The sequence below is a fragment of the Streptomyces sp. NPDC006872 genome, from assembly GCF_040635845.1.
Taxonomy (GTDB): Bacteria; Actinomycetota; Actinomycetes; order Streptomycetales; family Streptomycetaceae; genus Streptomyces.
Map to the genome: position 1 here is coordinate 185,296 of NZ_JBEYIL010000014.1, position 15,799 is coordinate 201,094.

Below are 15,799 nucleotides of genomic sequence, written 5' to 3' on the forward strand. Positions count from 1 at the left end.
CGGCGCGTGAGTGCCCCTGCTGCCCTACGCCTGGCGGGCGGTGGCCTTCTTGGCGGTGGTCTTGCGGGCGGTCGACTTCCTGGCGGGGGCCTTCTTGGCCGTCGCCTTCTTCGCCGGGGCCTTCTTGGCCGTCGTCTTCTTGGCCGCGGCGGACTTGGCGGTGGTGGTCTTCTTGGCCGCCGCCGTCGTCGTCTTCTTGGCCGCGGCCTTCTTCGTGGTCGTCTTCTTGGCGGTGGCCGTGGTCTTCTTGGCGGCCGCCGTCGTCTTCTTCGCCGGGGCGGCCTTCTTCGCGGCGGCCGACGCCCGCTTGGCCGGGGCGGCCTTCTTCGCCGCGGCCTTCTTGACCGTCGCGGAAGCACCGCCGGTCAGGCTGCCCTTGGGGGCCTTCTTGACGGCGACCTCGCCACCGCGCGGGAGCTTCTTCGAGCCGCTCACCAGGTCCTTGAAGCCCTGGCCCGCGCGGAAGCGCGGCACGGACGTCTTCTTGACCCGAACCCGCTCGCCCGTCTGGGGGTTGCGGGCGTAGCGGGCCGGCCGGTCGACCTTCTCGAACGAACCGAAGCCGGTGACCGACACCCGGTCTCCGGCGACGGTCGCGCGGACGATGGCGTCCAGGACCGCGTCGACCGCCTCGGCGGCCTGCTGGCGGCCGCCCAGCTTGTCGGCAATCGCTTCTACGAGCTGCGCCTTGTTCACGTCTTCCCCTTCGGAGACATTAGCCAGAACGAAAGTGTTCAAGCTTTTTCGCACGTTAGGCAGATATATACCGCAAATCAAACACGAAACGGGCTAATCACCCTTGTGCCGCAACGAAATCGGCTGCTCCGGAGGCGATCAGCGGTCCTCTTCGGGCATTCGCCCCTCGTCGAGGTCCGCCATGAACCGCTCCAGACGCCTTGTCGCATCGGCGAGATCGTGCTTGGCCGCGGCCGTAATGACCAGCAGCTTCCGGGTCAGCGCCATCCGTACGCCCTCCGGGACTTGCAGTGCGCGCACGGTTGTGTGCGCTTCCTTGAGTCGGTTCGCGACCGCCGTATAGAGCTCGAGTTGGCCGTCGTGTTCCATGCACAGATTGTGCCATCTGGGGCGAGTTGTCGCCCGCTCAGGGGGCAACTGCCGCCTCAAACGGCCGTCCGAGCCCTTCCGGCGGTTGCGTCCGCACAGGGCGCGTACCCCGGCAACACCGGCTCTAACGTGGGAAGTTGGGAGAAACAGCGAAGGTTTTCGGGGCCGAACGGGTGCAGACACAGCCGTACCCCCGATCGGTCCGATCGGGGGTACGGCGGGGGTGTCGCGGTGGCCGAAACTCGACCTGCCCAGGTCTTCCGGGGCCTCCGGGTCAGACCTGGAGCGTGCTCGGCTTGTACGACGGGCGCTTGGCCTCGTACGCGGAGATGTCGCCCTCGTTCTGGAGGGTGATGGAGATGTCGTCCAGCCCGTTCAGCAGCCGCCAGCGGGAGTTCTCGTCCAGCTCGAAGGAGGCGGTGATGCCCTCGGCGCGCACCTCGCGGGCCTCGAGGTCGACCGTGATCTCGGCCTGCGGGTCCTGCTCGGTGAGTTCCTGCAGCGCGTCCACGATCTTCTGCTCCAGAACCACGGTGAGCAGGCCGTTCTTCAGCGAGTTGCCGCGGAAGATGTCGGCGAACCGCGACGAGATCACGGTCTTGAAGCCGTAGTTCTGCAGCGCCCACACGGCGTGCTCACGGGAGGAGCCGGTGCCGAAGTCGGGGCCCGCGACCAGGACCGTGGCGCCCTGCCGCTCGGGGCGGTTGAGGATGAAGTTCTCGTCCTTGCGCCAGGCCTCGAACAGCCCGTCCTCGAACCCGTCCCGCGTGACCTTCTTGAGCCAGTGAGCAGGGATGATCTGGTCGGTGTCGACGTTGGAGCGGCGCAGCGGGACGGCCCGGCCGGTGTGCGTGGTGAATGCTTCCATGACTGATCAGACTCCAGCGGGCGTACGGGTCTCGGCGTCGGACAGATCGGCCGGGGAGGCCAGGTGGCCCAGGACGGCCGTCGCGGCCGCGACCTGCGGCGACACCAGGTGCGTCCGACCGCCCTTGCCCTGCCGGCCCTCGAAGTTGCGGTTGGAGGTCGACGCGGAGCGCTCACCCGGGGCCAGCTGGTCGGGGTTCATGCCCAGGCACATCGAGCAGCCCGCGTGCCGCCATTCGGCGCCGGCCTCCTTGAACACGACGTCCAGACCCTCGGAGACGGCCTGCAGACCGACCCGCACCGAGCCGGGGACGACCAGCATCCGTACGCCGTCGGCGACTTTGCGGCCCTCGACGATGGCGGCGGCGGCCCGCAGGTCCTCGATCCGACCGTTGGTGCAGGAACCTACGAAGACGGTGTCCACGTTGATGGAGCGCAGCGGCTGACCGGCCTCCAACCCCATGTATTCCAGGGCCTTTTCGGCGGCGAGGCGCTCCGAAGCGTCTTCGTACGAAGCAGGGTCGGGGACGTCGGCCGAAAGCGGCGCGCCCTGGCCCGGGTTGGTGCCCCAGGTGACGAACGGCGCCAGCGCAGCGCCGTCGATGACGACCTCGGCGTCGAACTCGGCGTCGTCGTCCGTCCTGAGCGTCTTCCAGTACTCGACCGCCGCGTCCCAGTCCTCGCCCTCGGGGGCGTGGGCGCGGCCCTTGATGTACGCGAAGGTGGTCTCGTCGGGGGCGATCATGCCCGCGCGGGCGCCGGCCTCGATCGACATGTTGCAGATGGTCATCCGGGCCTCCATCGAGAGCTTCTCGATGGCGGAGCCGCGGTACTCCAGGATGTAGCCCTGGCCGCCGCCGGTGCCGATCTTGGCGATGATCGCCAGGATCAGGTCCTTGGCGGTGACGCCGTCGGGCAGCTCGCCCTCGACCGTGATGGCCATGGTCCTGGGGCGGGCCAGCGGCAGCGTCTGGGTGGCCAGCACATGCTCGACCTGCGAGGTGCCGATGCCGAACGCCAGCGCGCCGAAGGCGCCGTGCGTGGAGGTGTGCGAGTCACCGCAGACCACGGTGGTGCCGGGCTGGGTCAGACCCAGCTGCGGGCCCACGACGTGGACGACGCCCTGCTCGACGTCACCGAGCGGGTGCAGCCGCACGCCGAACTCGGCGCAGTTCTTGCGCAGCGTCTCCAGCTGTGCGCGGGAGACCGGGTCGGCGATCGGCTTGTCGATGTCGAGGGTCGGGGTGTTGTGGTCCTCGGTGGCGATGGTGAGGTCGAGCCGGCGCACCGGGCGGCCGGCCTGCCGCAGCCCGTCGAAGGCCTGCGGGCTGGTCACCTCGTGCAGAAGGTGCAGATCGATGAAGAGGAGGTCGGGCTCGCCCTCGGCGCGCCGGACGACGTGGTCGTCCCAGACCTTCTCCGCGAGTGTCCTACCCATCGCTTTCCCTCCGGCCGGCAGAACTGCGCCGGCCCAACTAGAGATCTTGTGGAGGCGACGCCCTCGCCCCTGTACCCGGGCACCCGCCGCCGGGCCCGTTGGTCCGCGGGCCGCCATGTGTCCAAGGGTTGCGCGTCTCACGGAAAAATGAACTTGCGTTTCACAGAGTGAGACGGGAGTATCGTTGCATGGACAACAGTAGCGGCGTCGGCGTCCTGGACAAGGCAGCCCTTGTCCTGAGCGCCCTGGAGTCCGGTCCGGCCACCCTCGCAGGCTTGGTCGCTGCCACCGGACTCGCACGACCCACGGCCCACCGGCTGGCCGTGGCTTTGGAACACCACCGTATGGTGGCGCGCGACATGCAGGGCCGTTTCATTCTGGGCCCCCGCCTCGCCGAGCTGGCCGCGGCCGCGGGCGAGGACCGTCTGCTGGCCACCGCGGGCCCGGTGCTCACACATCTTCGTGACATCACGGGCGAGAGCGCGCAGCTCTACCGCCGCCAGGGCGACATGCGCATCTGCGTGGCCGCGGCGGAACGCCTGTCCGGCCTTCGGGACACGGTCCCGGTCGGCTCCACGCTCACGATGAAGGCCGGCTCCTCGGCGCAGATCCTGATGGCCTGGGAGGAGCCCGAGCGCCTGCACCGCGGCCTCCAGGGCGCCCGCTTCACGGCGACGGCCCTGTCGGGCGTGCGCCGCCGCGGCTGGGCGCAGTCCATCGGCGAGCGCGAGCCGGGCGTCGCGTCCGTCTCGGCCCCCGTCCGCGGCCCCTCCAACCGCGTGGTGGCCGCCGTCTCCGTCTCGGGCCCGATCGAGCGTCTGACCCGCCACCCGGGCCGGATGCACGCCCAGGCGATCATCGACGCGGCGGCGCGGCTGTCGGAGGCCCTGCGCCGCACGGGCTGAGCGCACACCCCCGTTCCGGGCGAGAGCCGGCCTCAACGCCGCGGCAGGCTCTTCCCGAAACCGGGCTCGGACGCGCTTCGCCCGCTCAGACAGTCTTCGAGGACCGGTACGCGTACCGGTCCTTCGCGTATCGCCCCCGCTCCCCCAACGGCACCTGCCCGTGCGCGGCCGCGAGACCGAACGCCGGCATGTCCCCGTAGATCGACTCGTAGGACCCCTCCGGCGCGATGTACGCCTCGTGCCAGATGCCCACGTGACCCCGGACCTTCCCGTCCCGGTCCAGGCGGTTGACCTTCGCCCACGCCTTGTGGTGGAACGCGTCGGGCGCGCTCGCGTAGGCGTAGAGCTTCTCCTTGGACTCCCAGTACTGGACGACGTAGTACGTCCGCGGCGAGGCCGTCAGCAGCACCCGGGAGAGCAGCCCGCGCCCCGGATCCTTCTTCAGCTCCGCGAGCATGCGGAACATCGCCAGCATGACCGGCACCCACTGGTGCACGGCCCAGAAGTGGTTGACGCGCATCCCGATCAACAGGACGACCGCGTCCCCACGGGCGTTCGCGGTGGTGAGATTGACAGACATGCTTGGATAGTGCCGCTAGCCAACGAAGGGCGCAAGACATGCGACTGGCCGAACTGAGCGCACACAGCGGGGTGTCCACCGCGACGATCAAGTACTACCTGCGCGAGGGCCTGTTGCCGCCCGGCCGCCAGATCAACCTGACGACCGCCGAGTACGACGAGGAGCATCTGCGCAGGCTGCGGCTGGTGCGCGCGATGATCCAGGTGGGCGGCCTGCCGGTGGCCACGGTCCGTGAGGTGCTCGGACACGTCGACGACGACTCCCTGGGCCGCACGATCCGTCTCGGCGCGGCCCTGTGGGCGCTGCCCCAGGTCCGCGAGCCGGACACGGAGGACGACCATGTGCGCGCCGCCCATCTGGAGGCCGACGAACTGCTGCGCACCCTGGGCTGGTCGAACGCCCGGCTGCTGACGACCATCTCCCCCGCCTACCGTTCACTCGTGGTGTCGGTGGCCGCGCTGCGCCGGCTCGGCTACGAGTGGGACGCCGAACTCCTCGTGTCCTACGCCGAGTTGATGCACCGGGCGGCGGTGCTCGACCTGGACTTCGTGGAAACGCGGGAGTCGGAGGCGGAGCGGATCGAGGCGGCGGTGCTGGGCGCGATCCTCATCGAGCCGATGCTGCAGGCGTTGCACCGGCTGGCCCAGGAGGAGGAGTCGGCCCGGCGGTACGGCTTCGAGTGAGGGGGCTCTTGGGCCCACGACCGGGGCCGCGAACAGGGCCGCGAACAGAGGGCTGTGAACAGCGAGAAGGCCCCCCACCGAAGTGGAGGGCCTTCTCTGTCGCGTACCCCCGACCGGATTCGAACCGGCGCTACCGCCTTGAGAGGGCGGCGTGCTAGGCCGCTACACAACGGGGGCGTGGACACTGCGTTTCCGCAGGTCTGAGCTGGTCTACCTGGACTCGAACCAAGAATGACGGTACCAGAAACCGTAGTGTTGCCAATTACACCATAGACCAATGTGGTTTAAACCAGTTCAGTACCCCCGACCGGATTCGAACCGGCGCTACCGCCTTGAGAGGGCGGCGTGCTAGGCCGCTACACAACGGGGGCCCTAGCAGTTCCGATGTGATCCTGCAAGATCGGAACCAGTACCCCCGACCGGATTCGAACCGGCGCTACTGCCTTGAGAGGGCAGCGTGCTAGGCCGCTACACAACGGGGGCTTTGTGGAGTCGATCTCCACGTGCGCAGATGAGCTCTGCGAGCTGGCCTACCTGGACTCGAACCAAGACTAACTGAACCAGAATCAGTCGTGCTGCCAATTACACCATAGGCCACTGGAACGCAAGCCCCGTAGGGGTTCTTGTTCTAGTTTCGCTCCTCCGGTTCCGGCCTTTCGGCCCGCTCTCCGGCGGCGCAGGAAGAACATTACCCGAAGGTGGACTGCGCTCCAAAACGGGTATCCGCGCCGAGGAGCGCGGGGAGTTCGGCGAGGCTGGCGATCCGGTGCCGTCCGGCGGGGACCTCCACGGTCGCCGTACCGCCGTAGCGGTCGATCCACACCGAGAGCAGTCCGGCGTCGGCGCTGCCCCGTCCGTCGATCTCCGGGTGGTCGCCCACGTAGGCCACCTCGTGCGGGGGCAGGGACAGCGCCTCGCAGGCGGCGAGGAAGGCGCCGGCCTCCGGCTTGGAGACGCCGAGCTCGACGGCGCACAGGATGGTCTCGAAGCGGTCGTGGACGCCGAGAACGCGCAGCTTGTGGTTCTGGACCTCCAGGCTGGAGTTGGAGAGCACCGCGTGGCGGTGGCTGGCGGCGAGGACGTCGAGGACGGGCAGCACGTCCGGGAAGAGCGACCAGGCGGCCTCGTAGTGGGCGCGGTAGCGCAGGAACCAGTCGTCGGCCTCCGCGTCGGTCATCTCGCGGCCCAGGAACACCCGTACCCGGTCCCGGCGCTGGTCCTCGAAGGTGATCCCGCCCGCCGAGAACCGCTGCCACTGCTGGTCGGTGACCTCACGCCACCGCGTCAGCGCCTGCTCCACGGTCCCGAACCCGTCCAGCAGCCCCTCGGCCGTCAGATAGGACCGCATGCCCTCACGGTCCGCGGAGGTGTAGTCGAACAGCGTGTCGTCCACGTCCCAGACCACGGCGCGAATGCTCATGGCTCCGACGGTATCTCGGGCTGGCATAGCGAGGGGGCATGACCGAGCACCGCGTGCAGTTCACCGTCGAGGCCCGGGCGGCCTACGACACCCTGCCTGGCGAGCGTCGAGCCCAGTTGGACAGGGCCGTGCGGATACTGGCGCGTGATCCCTTCCGCAAGGTCGCGACCGCGCCCATCGGTCCCGACGAGCATCTGCGGAAGGCGTACGTGGCCCCGGCATGGTGCTGGAGTACGTGGTCGCCGGAACCTTCATGGTCGTCGTCGTGCTGGAGATCTTCGACGAGTTCGCGTACCCGATCGACGAGAGCGACGCAGGCTGAGGCGAATGCCGAAGGGGCGGCACCCGGAGTTCTTCGGGTGCCGCCCCTCTCCTGTGTCCGCCGGTTACGCCGCCAGCTTCGCCAGGGCCGCGTCGATTCGTGCCAGGGTCTTCTCCTTGCCCAGGATCTCCAGGGACTCGAAGAGGGGGAGGCCGACCGTGCGGCCGGTGACGGCCACGCGGACGGGGGCCTGGGCCTTGCCGAGCTTGAGGCCGTGGGCCTCGCCGGCGGCCAGGACGGCCTCCTTCAGGGATTCGGCGGAGGACCAGTCGGCCGACTCCAGCTTCTCGCGGGCCGTGGTCAGCAGGGCGTCGCTGCCCTCCTTCATCGCCTTCGTCCAGCTCGCCTCGTCGGAGACCGGCTCCGGGAGGAAGAGGAAGTCGACGTTGTCGGTGATCTCCGACAGCACCTTCAGACGGGTCTGGGCGTGCGGGGCGATCGCCGCCCACTCGGCCTCGTCGAAGTCCTCCGGGGACCAGGGGGCGAAGGGAGCCTTCAGCCAGGGCGCACAGCGCTCCGTGAAGTCCTTCACGTCCAGCAGACGGATGTGGTCGGCGTTGATCGCCTCGCACTTCTTCAGGTCGAAGCGCGCCGGGTTGGGGTTGACGTCCGCGATGTCGAAGGCCGCGGTCATCTCGTCCATCGTGAAGATGTCCTGGTCGGCCGAGAGCGACCAGCCCAGCAGCGAGAGGTAGTTGAGCAGCCCCTCGGGGAGGAAGCCGCGCTCGCGGTAGAGGTTGAGGGACGACTCCGGGTCGCGCTTGGAGAGCTTCTTGTTGCCCTCGCCCATCACGTACGGCAGGTGGCCGAACGCGGGGACGGACTGCGCGACGCCCAGTTCGATGAGCGCCTTGTAGAGGGCGATCTGCCGGGGGGTGGAGGAGAGCAGGTCCTCGCCGCGCAGGACGTGCGTGATCTCCATCAGCGCGTCGTCCACCGGGTTGACCAGCGTGTACAGCGGAGCGCCGTTCGCGCGGACGATGCCGTAGTCGGGCACGTTCTCCGGGGTGAACGTGAGCTCGCCGCGGACCAGGTCCGTGAAGGTGATCGTCTCGTCGGGCATCCGGAAGCGGACGATCGGGGTGCGGCCCTGGGCCCGGTACTCGGCTTCCTGCGCCTCGGTGAGGTCGCGGCAGTGGCCGTCGTAGCCGGACGGCTTGCCGGCGGCGCGGGCGGCCTCGCGGCGGGTGTCCAGCTCCTCCTGGGAGCAGTAGCAGCGGTAGGCGTGGCCGGCGGCGAGCAGCTTCTCGGCGACGTCCTTGTAGATGTCCATGCGCTGCGACTGGCGGTAGGGCGCGTGCGGGCCGCCGATCTCCGGGCCCTCGTCCCAGTCGAAGCCCAGCCAGCGCAGCGAGTCCAGGAGCTGGTTGTAGGACTCCTCGGAGTCGCGGGCCGCGTCGGTGTCCTCGATGCGGAAGACCAGGGTGCCCTGGTGGTGCTTGGCGAACGCCCAGTTGAACAGGGCCGTCCGCACCAGGCCCACGTGGGGGTTGCCGGTGGGCGAGGGACAGAAACGGACGCGTACGGGGGAGCCGGGTGCGCTAGCCACGCTTGACAACCTTGTTGGTGAGAGTGCCGATGCCTTCGATGGTGACGGCGACCTCGTCGCCGACAGCCAGGGGGCCGACCCCTGCCGGGGTGCCCGTGAGGATCACGTCGCCGGGGAGCAGCGTCATGGCCTCGGTGATGTTGACGATCAGATCCTCGATCGAGTGGATCATCTCGCTGGTGCGGCCGAGCTGCCGCTGTCCGCCGTTGACCGTGAGCTGGATGGTGAGGTCGCTCGCGGTCTTCAGGTCCAGGCCGGTCTCCACCCAGGGGCCGAGCGGGCAGGAGGTGTCGAAGCCCTTGGCCCGGGCCCACTGCTTCTCGCGCTTCTGGACGTCGCGGGCGGTGATGTCGTTCGCGCAGGTGTAGCCGAGGATCACGTCCTTGACGCGTTCGCGCGGGACCTCGCGGCAGAGCCGGCCGATGACCACGGCGAGCTCGGCCTCGTGGTGGACGTCCGCGGAGAAGGACGGGTACTGGATGTCGTCGCCGGAGCCGATCACCGAGGTGGACGGCTTGAAGAAGGCGAACGGGGCGTCCGGCACCTCGTTGCCCAGCTCGCGCGCGTGGGCGGCGTAGTTGCGGCCGAAGGCCACGACCTTGTTGGGCAGCACGGGCGGGAGCAGTCGAACCTTGCTCAGCGGCACCTTCGTGCCGGAGAGCTCGAAGTCCGCGAACGGGATGCCCTTGATGATGTCGAGGACGAGCTCGTCCGGCTTGTCGCCCTCGACCGCGCCGAAGGCGACGTTCCCGTCGATGGAGAACCTGGCGATGCGCACGGGTTGGTTGGCCCCTTGACTGAGCTGGCTGGAGTGTGACGCTCCAGGCTAACGCGGAAGGGCGTCCCCGGCCGGGGACGCCCTTGACATCCGTGTGCGGCCGCCCTGAGCATTCGGCGGCCGGTGCGCGTACTTACCGGTCAGGAACTACTGCGGCGCGGCGGCCGCGACCGGGATCTCCATGAGGATGGTGCGCTTGGGGTTGGCAGTCTGGGCAGGGAGGTCGACGGAGTGCTCCGCCTGCTCCGGGAGCTGCAGTTCGTCGGCGTCCTTGAGGTGAGCCAGCGTCGTGCGTCGCGGGTTGGCGATCTTGTGGAACATCGTCGTCGTCTTCACTGTTGTACTTGACCCTGTCGTTTCCGGGCGCCGGGCGGGCCGTCAATGGGCATCGCACAGGCGCGGCTTGTCGGGTTTGCCATCCCTGTAAAGCGTCAGGCTAAACACGCGATTCCCGGTGAACGCGTGAAGGTCCCATGATCACCGTGTGAGTTTGCTCACGAATCCATGGGCAAAGCGGTCAATCCAGGCATCCAGTCGATCGCTACGAAACGGACATTGGCCACCTGAAGCGCTCATTCCGCTCCTGATCATGGCGACTGGGACACCCACCACACCCCCCTCCTTCGCCCCTTTATGTCCGCCTTATGTGGGAACAGTTTCTACATCCCGTAACTTGACCCTTACGTGGTGTCACGGATGTCACAGCCTGGCCAACGGGCCTTGTTGGAGATCCTGCACTGTGCTGGAATTCCTCGGACCGCCGCGGGATCGAGCCGGCGCACAGGGGCGCACTACGCGCCCGGTGGCGGCGAGACAGGGGGAGCGAGCGCCGGTCACTCACGACCATCCGGGGGGCGTATTCAGGACGCTCCCCAACACGCCGACACCGTCTTTCCGTTCACGCGGAGAGGCGCCTGGTCCAGAGGTTGCGACGCTAGTGCAGGGACGTTTCAAGAGGGATGGCAGCGCTTCGGCCGAGCCGGAGCCGCACGGCGGGACTGGCCCGATGGCAGTCGGCTCCTCGCCCCAGCACGCCCAGAACCCGGGCCCGGCAGCGTCCGGCGACGGCGGTGAGCGCTCCGGGCGCCCCGGCGCGTCCGCGTCGCCGAGTTCTCTCCCCCCGACTCCGACGGCCAAACCGCAGACCGGTCCCCCCGGTCCCGGCGCGCGGGTCGCGCTGCGCAACTGGCGCATCTCCACGCGTCTGGTGGCGCTGCTGACCCTGCCCGTGGTCGCGGCCACCACGCTGGGCGCGATCCGTATCAACCAGTCCATGGACGACATCCAGCAGCTCGACAACATGAAGCTGCTGACGGACATGACCAAGCAGGCCACCGAGCTGGCCGTCCAGCTGCAGAACGAGCGCGACCGCTCCGCCGGCCCGCTGGCGCACGGCAGCTCGGCGACCGACTTCGGCGTCAAGGGCTACCGCGACAAGACCGACAAGGCCCTGACCGCGTTCCAGGACGCCTCGGAGGAGATCGACGCCGCCAGTACGGACGGCAACCTCCAGGGTGTCCGCGACAGCCTCGTGGGCCTCCTCAGCGACCTCGGCAACCTCGCCAAGATCCGCACCACCGCCTACGCGGACAAGGGCAACTCCACGCAGACGGTCGAGGCGTACCACCGCCTCATCACCAGCCTGCTGGACCTCTCCCAGGACATGGCGCAGGCCACGAACAACCCGGAGATGATCCAGCGCACGCGTGCCCTGGCCGCCTTCTCCTCCGCCAAGGAGTACGCCTCCATCCAGCGCGCCACCCTGGCGGCCGCGCTGCCCGTGGGCAACACCGCGGAGGGCAGCCTCAACGAGAACGACCGGCAGTACGCCGAGGCCGCTCTCGAGAACCAGGACACCGAGCTCGCGAGTTTCCGCAGCATCTACGGCGACGACGGCTCCGAGGAGCTGCTGAAGCCCATCGAGCAGGGCAACCCGGTCATCGAGGAGGCGGACACCTACGCCACCCGGGCGCTCAGCTCCTCCAGCGGTCTGCAGTCGCTGGACAAGCGGTCGTACCAGGACTGGATCGACGACAGCTCGACCAAGATCCAGCAGATGAACAACATCGAGCACACGCTGCTCGAGCAGATGGAGCAGAAGGCGCGTGAGCTGCGCGCCGAGTCGGAGCGCGAAGCGATCATCTCCGGTGCGCTCATCCTGCTCGTCCTCGGTGTCTCGCTGGTGGGCGCGTTCGTCGTCGCCCGATCCATGATCCGCTCGCTGCGCCGCCTCCAGGAGACCGCCACCAAGGTCGCCCAGGACCGACTGCCCGAGCTGGTCAAGCAGCTGTCCGAGTCCGACCCGCAGGACGTCGACACGTCCGTGGAGTCGGTCGGTGTGCACTCCCGGGACGAGATCGGCCAGGTGGCCGCGGCCTTCGACGACGTGCACCGCGAGGCCGTCCGCCTCGCCGCCGAGCAGGCCCTGCTGCGGGGCAACGTCAACGCGATGTTCACCAACCTCTCGCGCCGCTCCCAGGGTCTGATCCAGCGCCAGCTGTCGCTGATCTCCGAACTGGAGTCCCGCGAGGCCGACCCGGACCAGCTGTCCTCCCTCTTCAAGCTCGACCACCTCGCGACCCGCATGCGCCGTAACGGTGAGAACCTCCTCGTCCTCGCGGGTGAGGAGCCCGGCCGCCGGTGGACCCGTCCGGTCCCGCTGGTCGACGTGCTGCGTGCCGCCGCGTCCGAGGTGGAGCAGTACGAGCGCATCGAGCTCTCCTCGGTGCCGACCACCGAAGTCGCCGGCCGGGTCGTCAACGACCTCGTGCACCTCCTCGCCGAGCTGCTCGAGAACGCGACCTCGTTCTCCTCGCCGCAGACCAAGGTCAAGGTCACCGGTCACGCGCTGCCCGACGGCCGCGTCCTGATCGAGATCCACGACACCGGCATCGGCCTCTCCCCCGAGGACCTCGCCGCGATCAACGAGCGGCTCGCCTCGCCGCCGACCGTGGACGTCTCCGTCTCCCGCCGCATGGGCCTCTTCGTGGTCGGTCGACTGTCCCAGCGACACGGCATCCGCATCCAGCTGCGCCCGTCCGACTCCGGTGGCACGACCGCGCTGGTCATGCTGCCGGTGGACGTCGCCCAGGGCGGCAAGAAGCCCCAGCCCAAGCCCGGTCAGGGCGGCGGCGCGAGCGGTCCCGCCGCCGCGCAGGCCGCCGCGGGCGTCGCCGCCGCGCGACGCAACGGTCCGCAGGGCGGCCCCCTCGGCGCCGGCGCACCGGCCGGCGCGGGCGGCAGGCTCGCCGCGGGCCAGGGTCCCCGGGCCGCGCTGCCCGGCCGTGACGGCGGTGGCCGTCCCGGCGGCCAGCCGCCGCGTGGACCGCAGCAGCCTCCGGCCTCCCCCCAGCAGGGCCGACCGGCTCCGGCCGGTGCGGGCGCCGGCTTCGGCGGGCAGGCGCCGGGCGCGCCGCAGGGTCTGCAGGCGGCCGGCACCACCCCGCAGGGCACCGACATGTTCGGCGGCGGACGTCCGCCGCAGCGGGGCAACAAGTCCGAGCAGGGCGGCCGCGGCCGTCAGCCGCAGCTGCCGCCGCGCGGTGGTCCGCGCGCCGAGCTGCCCGGCGGCAACCCGCAGCCGCGCGTGCCCAGCTGGGGCGACGAGAACGCCCAGCCGCCGGTGCCGCGCACCCCGCTGGACGCCCCGCGCGGCCACGAGGAGCCGGACGTCGCCCAGACGTCGCGGATGCCGCGCATCGACGACCGTTCCGGTCCCGCGGCCACCGCCGAGATACCGGCGATCCCCCGGATGGACGAGCGGCAGGGGCCGGCCGGTCCCGCCGACTTCGGCCGGGCCACCGCGAACGGGCTGCACAGCACGGGCCAGTTCCCGGCCGTGACCGACAACTTCCAGTCGGGCCAGTTCCAGCGTCCGGGCACGAACGGACGGCCGGACACCGGCCAGTTCGAGCGGCCCGGCACCAGTGGCCGGCCGGACGAGAACGGCTTCACCCGCTCCGACGTCTTCGGCGCCCCGGGCGGGCAGAACGCTCCGGCGAACCCGAACCAGTTCGCTCCGCAGGCGTACGACAACAGCTCCACCGGCCAGTTCGCCGCCCCCGGCTACGACGGCTCCTCGACCGGACAGCACTCGCTGCCCGGCCGCCAGGACCCCTCGTCCACCGGCCAGTTCGCCGCTCCGCAGCAGGGCGGCTACGGCACTCCGCCGCAGCCGGCGGTCCCGCCGCGGCCCAACCGCCGTCCCGAGCCGGAGGCGCTTCCGCCGGCCCCCGGTCCCGGTGACGGGCGTACCCCGCTGTACGACACGCTGGAGACCAACTGGTTCCACGGTCAGCAGGCGGCGGGCGGTTCGGCTCCGGATCCCCAGCAGCACCAGCAGCAGCACCAGCAGCCGCAGGCTCCGGCTGCTCCTCAACGTCCCGTGGCCGCCACTTCCTCCTGGCGCACCTCGCCGAACGACGAACTCGTCCGGCAGGCCGAGCGCGTCAGGCAGCCGGCCGCGGGCGGCGTCACCACTTCCGGGCTGCCGCGCCGGGTGCCCAGGGCGAACCTCGTCCCGGGCACGGCTCAGCAGCAACAGCACCAAGCCGGTCCGCAGGTCTCGCGTGCGCCTGACGACGTACGCGGACGGCTGACCAATCTCCGTCGGGGCATCGCGCAGGGTCGTCAGGCCGGCAACGGTCAGACCGGCAGTTTCCCGAGCCCCACTCACCAGCAGGAGCGTTAGTTGAGCCAGATGAGCCAGGCAGCACAGAACCTGAACTGGTTGATCACCAACTTCGTGGACAACACCCCTGGGGTGTCCCACACCGTCGTGGTGTCCGCCGACGGGCTCCTGCTCGCGATGTCAGAGGGCTTCCCGCGCGACCGTGCCGACCAGTTGGCGGCCGTCGCTTCGGGACTGACCTCGCTGACGGCCGGAGCCTCCCGGATCTTCGAGGGCGGCAGCGTGGCGCAGACCGTCGTCGAGATGGAACGAGGCTTCCTCTTCCTCATGTCCGTCTCGGACGGCTCTTCCCTCGCCGTACTGGCGCACCCCGAGTGCGACATCGGCCTCGTGGGCTACGAGATGGCACTCCTCGTCGATCGCGCGGGCGCGGTGCTCACGCCCGACCTGCGCGCCGAGCTCCAGGGCAGTCTGCTCCACTGACCCGCCCCAGTACCACCCACCTCACGAAATCACCGTCTGGCCGACACAATCCCCCCACCCGGCCTCGACGGACGGCACGACTGACCGAGAATGCTGTCCCGCCCGGAGGATCCATGACCCCGCCCACCGCCCATCATGATCCGTACGCGGAGCCGTACGGGGATGAGGGCGACCAGCCGCTGGTGCGTCCGTACGCGATGACCGGTGGCCGGACCCGGCCGCGCTATCAGCTCGCCATCGAGGCGCTGATCAGCACGACGGCCGACCCGGCAGCGCTCATGGGGCTGCTTCCGGAGCATCAGCGCATTTGTCATCTGTGCCGCGAGGTGAAGTCGGTCGCCGAGGTCTCGGCGCTTCTGGCCATGCCGCTGGGTGTGGCGCGGATCCTCGTCGCAGACCTCGCCGAGGCAGGCCTGGTGGCCATCCACCAGCCGGGCGGCGACGAGAACAACGGCGGCGCTCCGGACGTGACGCTGCTCGAAAGGGTGCTCAGTGGACTTCGCAAGCTCTGACGGGGGGCGGGCCACCACCTCCGCGAAGATCGTGGTGGCGGGCGGCTTCGGCGTGGGCAAGACCACGTTCGTGGGCGCCGTCTCCGAGATCAACCCGCTGCGCACGGAGGCCGTGATGACGTCCGCGAGCGCGGGCATCGACGACCTCACCCACACCGGGGACAAGACCACCACCACGGTGGCCATGGACTTCGGCCGTATCACGCTCGACCAGGACCTGATCCTCTACCTGTTCGGCACGCCCGGCCAGGACCGGTTCTGGTTCATGTGGGACGACCTGGTGCGCGGTGCGATCGGTGCGATCGTGCTGGTGGACACGCGCCGCCTCGCCGACTGCTTCCCCGCGGTCGACTACTTCGAGAACAGCGGACTGCCGTTCGTCGTCGCCCTCAACGGCTTCGACGGTTCGCAGCCCTACCAGCCCGAAGAGGTGCGCGAGGCGCTGCAGATCGGCCCGGACACCCCGATCATCACGACGGACGCCCGGCACCGGTCGGATGCCAAGAGCGCGCTGATCACCCTGGTCGAGCACGCGCTGATGGCACGACTGCGGTAATTTGCAAATAC

15 protein-coding genes and 5 tRNA genes are annotated in these 15,799 nt (G+C 69.7%); 6 read left to right on the plus strand and 14 right to left on the minus strand.

Features of this window, described 5'->3' with window-relative positions:
* Positions 1-24 precede the first annotated feature (24 nt).
* The 4 genes from ABZ725_RS35415 to leuC all read right to left on the minus strand — a co-directional run bounded on the left by ABZ725_RS35415 (position 25) and on the right by leuC (position 3,370).
* Complete coding sequence (locus ABZ725_RS35415) at positions 25-696, minus strand: HU family DNA-binding protein (protein WP_358806533.1); 672 nt, start codon at positions 694-696, stop codon at positions 25-27.
* 138 nt (positions 697-834) lie between these two features.
* Positions 835-1,065 carry a hypothetical protein gene (locus ABZ725_RS35420; protein ID WP_351911663.1) on the minus strand — a complete coding sequence of 77 codons (231 nt, stop codon included), beginning with the start codon at positions 1,063-1,065 and terminating at the stop codon, positions 835-837.
* 274 nt (positions 1,066-1,339) lie between these two features.
* A complete protein-coding gene (gene leuD / locus ABZ725_RS35425) occupies positions 1,340-1,933 on the minus strand; it encodes a 3-isopropylmalate dehydratase small subunit (protein WP_351911664.1) in 594 nt (197 codons plus the stop codon).
* Positions 1,934-1,939: 6 nt separating this feature from the next.
* Positions 1,940-3,370, minus strand: a complete 1,431-nt coding sequence (leuC, locus tag ABZ725_RS35430; protein ID WP_351911665.1) for a 3-isopropylmalate dehydratase large subunit — start codon at positions 3,368-3,370, stop codon at positions 1,940-1,942.
* Positions 3,371-3,558: 188 nt separating this feature from the next.
* Here leuC and ndgR point away from each other — a divergent pair, with 188 nt between their 5' ends.
* On the plus strand, positions 3,559-4,275 hold the full coding sequence (gene ndgR, locus ABZ725_RS35435) for an IclR family transcriptional regulator NdgR (protein ID WP_267027425.1): 717 nt from the start codon (positions 3,559-3,561) through the stop codon (positions 4,273-4,275).
* An 85-nt stretch (positions 4,276-4,360) separates the two neighbouring features.
* On the opposite strand, the gene ABZ725_RS35440 is transcribed toward ndgR, so the two are convergent.
* Entirely contained in the window at positions 4,361-4,855 is a 495-nt protein-coding gene (locus ABZ725_RS35440) for a DUF4188 domain-containing protein (protein WP_351911666.1), read from the minus strand.
* 38 nt (positions 4,856-4,893) lie between these two features.
* Between ABZ725_RS35440 and ABZ725_RS35445 the strand changes: the two genes are divergently transcribed.
* Positions 4,894-5,538: a MerR family transcriptional regulator gene (locus ABZ725_RS35445; protein ID WP_358806534.1), complete on the plus strand. Its 645-nt coding sequence runs from the start codon at positions 4,894-4,896 to the stop codon at positions 5,536-5,538.
* 104 nt (positions 5,539-5,642) lie between these two features.
* On the opposite strand, the gene ABZ725_RS35450 is transcribed toward ABZ725_RS35445, so the two are convergent.
* From ABZ725_RS35450 to ABZ725_RS35490, 9 genes are all read right to left on the minus strand, one after another.
* A tRNA-Glu gene (locus ABZ725_RS35450) sits at positions 5,643-5,715 on the minus strand.
* A gap of 28 nt (positions 5,716-5,743) precedes the next feature.
* A tRNA-Gln gene (locus ABZ725_RS35455) sits at positions 5,744-5,815 on the minus strand.
* A gap of 21 nt (positions 5,816-5,836) precedes the next feature.
* Positions 5,837-5,909: transfer RNA gene (locus ABZ725_RS35460), tRNA-Glu, on the minus strand.
* Between the two features lie 39 nt (positions 5,910-5,948).
* A tRNA-Glu gene (locus ABZ725_RS35465) sits at positions 5,949-6,021 on the minus strand.
* Positions 6,022-6,063: 42 nt separating this feature from the next.
* Positions 6,064-6,135: transfer RNA gene (locus ABZ725_RS35470), tRNA-Gln, on the minus strand.
* A 91-nt stretch (positions 6,136-6,226) separates the two neighbouring features.
* Complete coding sequence (locus tag ABZ725_RS35475; protein ID WP_358806535.1) at positions 6,227-6,958, minus strand: HAD family hydrolase; 732 nt, start codon at positions 6,956-6,958, stop codon at positions 6,227-6,229.
* A 386-nt stretch (positions 6,959-7,344) separates the two neighbouring features.
* Positions 7,345-8,829: a glutamate--tRNA ligase gene (gene gltX, locus ABZ725_RS35480; protein WP_358806536.1), complete on the minus strand. Its 1,485-nt coding sequence runs from the start codon at positions 8,827-8,829 to the stop codon at positions 7,345-7,347.
* Entirely contained in the window at positions 8,822-9,607 is a 786-nt protein-coding gene (locus ABZ725_RS35485) for a fumarylacetoacetate hydrolase family protein (protein ID WP_358806537.1), read from the minus strand. Before ABZ725_RS35485 ends, gltX begins: the two co-directional genes overlap by 8 nt.
* Before the next feature lie 147 nt (positions 9,608-9,754).
* Complete coding sequence (locus ABZ725_RS35490) at positions 9,755-9,943, minus strand: hypothetical protein (protein ID WP_351911671.1); 189 nt, start codon at positions 9,941-9,943, stop codon at positions 9,755-9,757.
* Between the two features lie 601 nt (positions 9,944-10,544).
* Between ABZ725_RS35490 and ABZ725_RS35495 the strand changes: the two genes are divergently transcribed.
* The 4 genes from ABZ725_RS35495 (at position 10,545) to ABZ725_RS35510 (ending at position 15,788) form a co-directional block, all read left to right on the plus strand.
* Complete coding sequence (locus ABZ725_RS35495; protein WP_358806538.1) at positions 10,545-14,297, plus strand: nitrate- and nitrite sensing domain-containing protein; 3,753 nt, start codon at positions 10,545-10,547, stop codon at positions 14,295-14,297.
* A 9-nt stretch (positions 14,298-14,306) separates the two neighbouring features.
* On the plus strand, positions 14,307-14,720 hold the full coding sequence (locus ABZ725_RS35500; RefSeq protein ID WP_003993189.1) for a roadblock/LC7 domain-containing protein: 414 nt from the start codon (positions 14,307-14,309) through the stop codon (positions 14,718-14,720).
* A 113-nt stretch (positions 14,721-14,833) separates the two neighbouring features.
* Positions 14,834-15,232: a DUF742 domain-containing protein gene (locus ABZ725_RS35505; protein ID WP_009190816.1), complete on the plus strand. Its 399-nt coding sequence runs from the start codon at positions 14,834-14,836 to the stop codon at positions 15,230-15,232.
* Complete coding sequence (locus ABZ725_RS35510; protein WP_054239771.1) at positions 15,213-15,788, plus strand: ATP/GTP-binding protein; 576 nt, start codon at positions 15,213-15,215, stop codon at positions 15,786-15,788. Before ABZ725_RS35505 ends, ABZ725_RS35510 begins: the two co-directional genes overlap by 20 nt.
* The last annotated feature ends 11 nt before the right edge of the window (positions 15,789-15,799 follow it).

Excerpts from the sequence above, each read along its gene's own strand:
- ABZ725_RS35420 (WP_351911663.1), bottom strand. The coding sequence starts at position 1,065 with ATGGAACACGACGGCCAACTCGAGCTCTATACGGCGGTCGCGAACCGA.
- leuD (WP_351911664.1), bottom strand. The coding sequence starts at position 1,933 with ATGGAAGCATTCACCACGCACACCGGCCGGGCCGTCCCGCTGCGCCGC.
- leuC (WP_351911665.1), bottom strand. The coding sequence starts at position 3,370 with ATGGGTAGGACACTCGCGGAGAAGGTCTGGGACGACCACGTCGTCCGG.
- ndgR (WP_267027425.1), top strand. The coding sequence starts at position 3,559 with ATGGACAACAGTAGCGGCGTCGGCGTCCTGGACAAGGCAGCCCTTGTC.
- ABZ725_RS35440 (WP_351911666.1), bottom strand. The coding sequence starts at position 4,855 with ATGTCTGTCAATCTCACCACCGCGAACGCCCGTGGGGACGCGGTCGTC.
- ABZ725_RS35445 (WP_358806534.1), top strand. The coding sequence starts at position 4,894 with ATGCGACTGGCCGAACTGAGCGCACACAGCGGGGTGTCCACCGCGACG.
- ABZ725_RS35475 (WP_358806535.1), bottom strand. The coding sequence starts at position 6,958 with ATGAGCATTCGCGCCGTGGTCTGGGACGTGGACGACACGCTGTTCGAC.
- ABZ725_RS35500 (WP_003993189.1), top strand. The coding sequence starts at position 14,307 with ATGAGCCAGGCAGCACAGAACCTGAACTGGTTGATCACCAACTTCGTG.
- ABZ725_RS35505 (WP_009190816.1), top strand. The coding sequence starts at position 14,834 with ATGACCCCGCCCACCGCCCATCATGATCCGTACGCGGAGCCGTACGGG.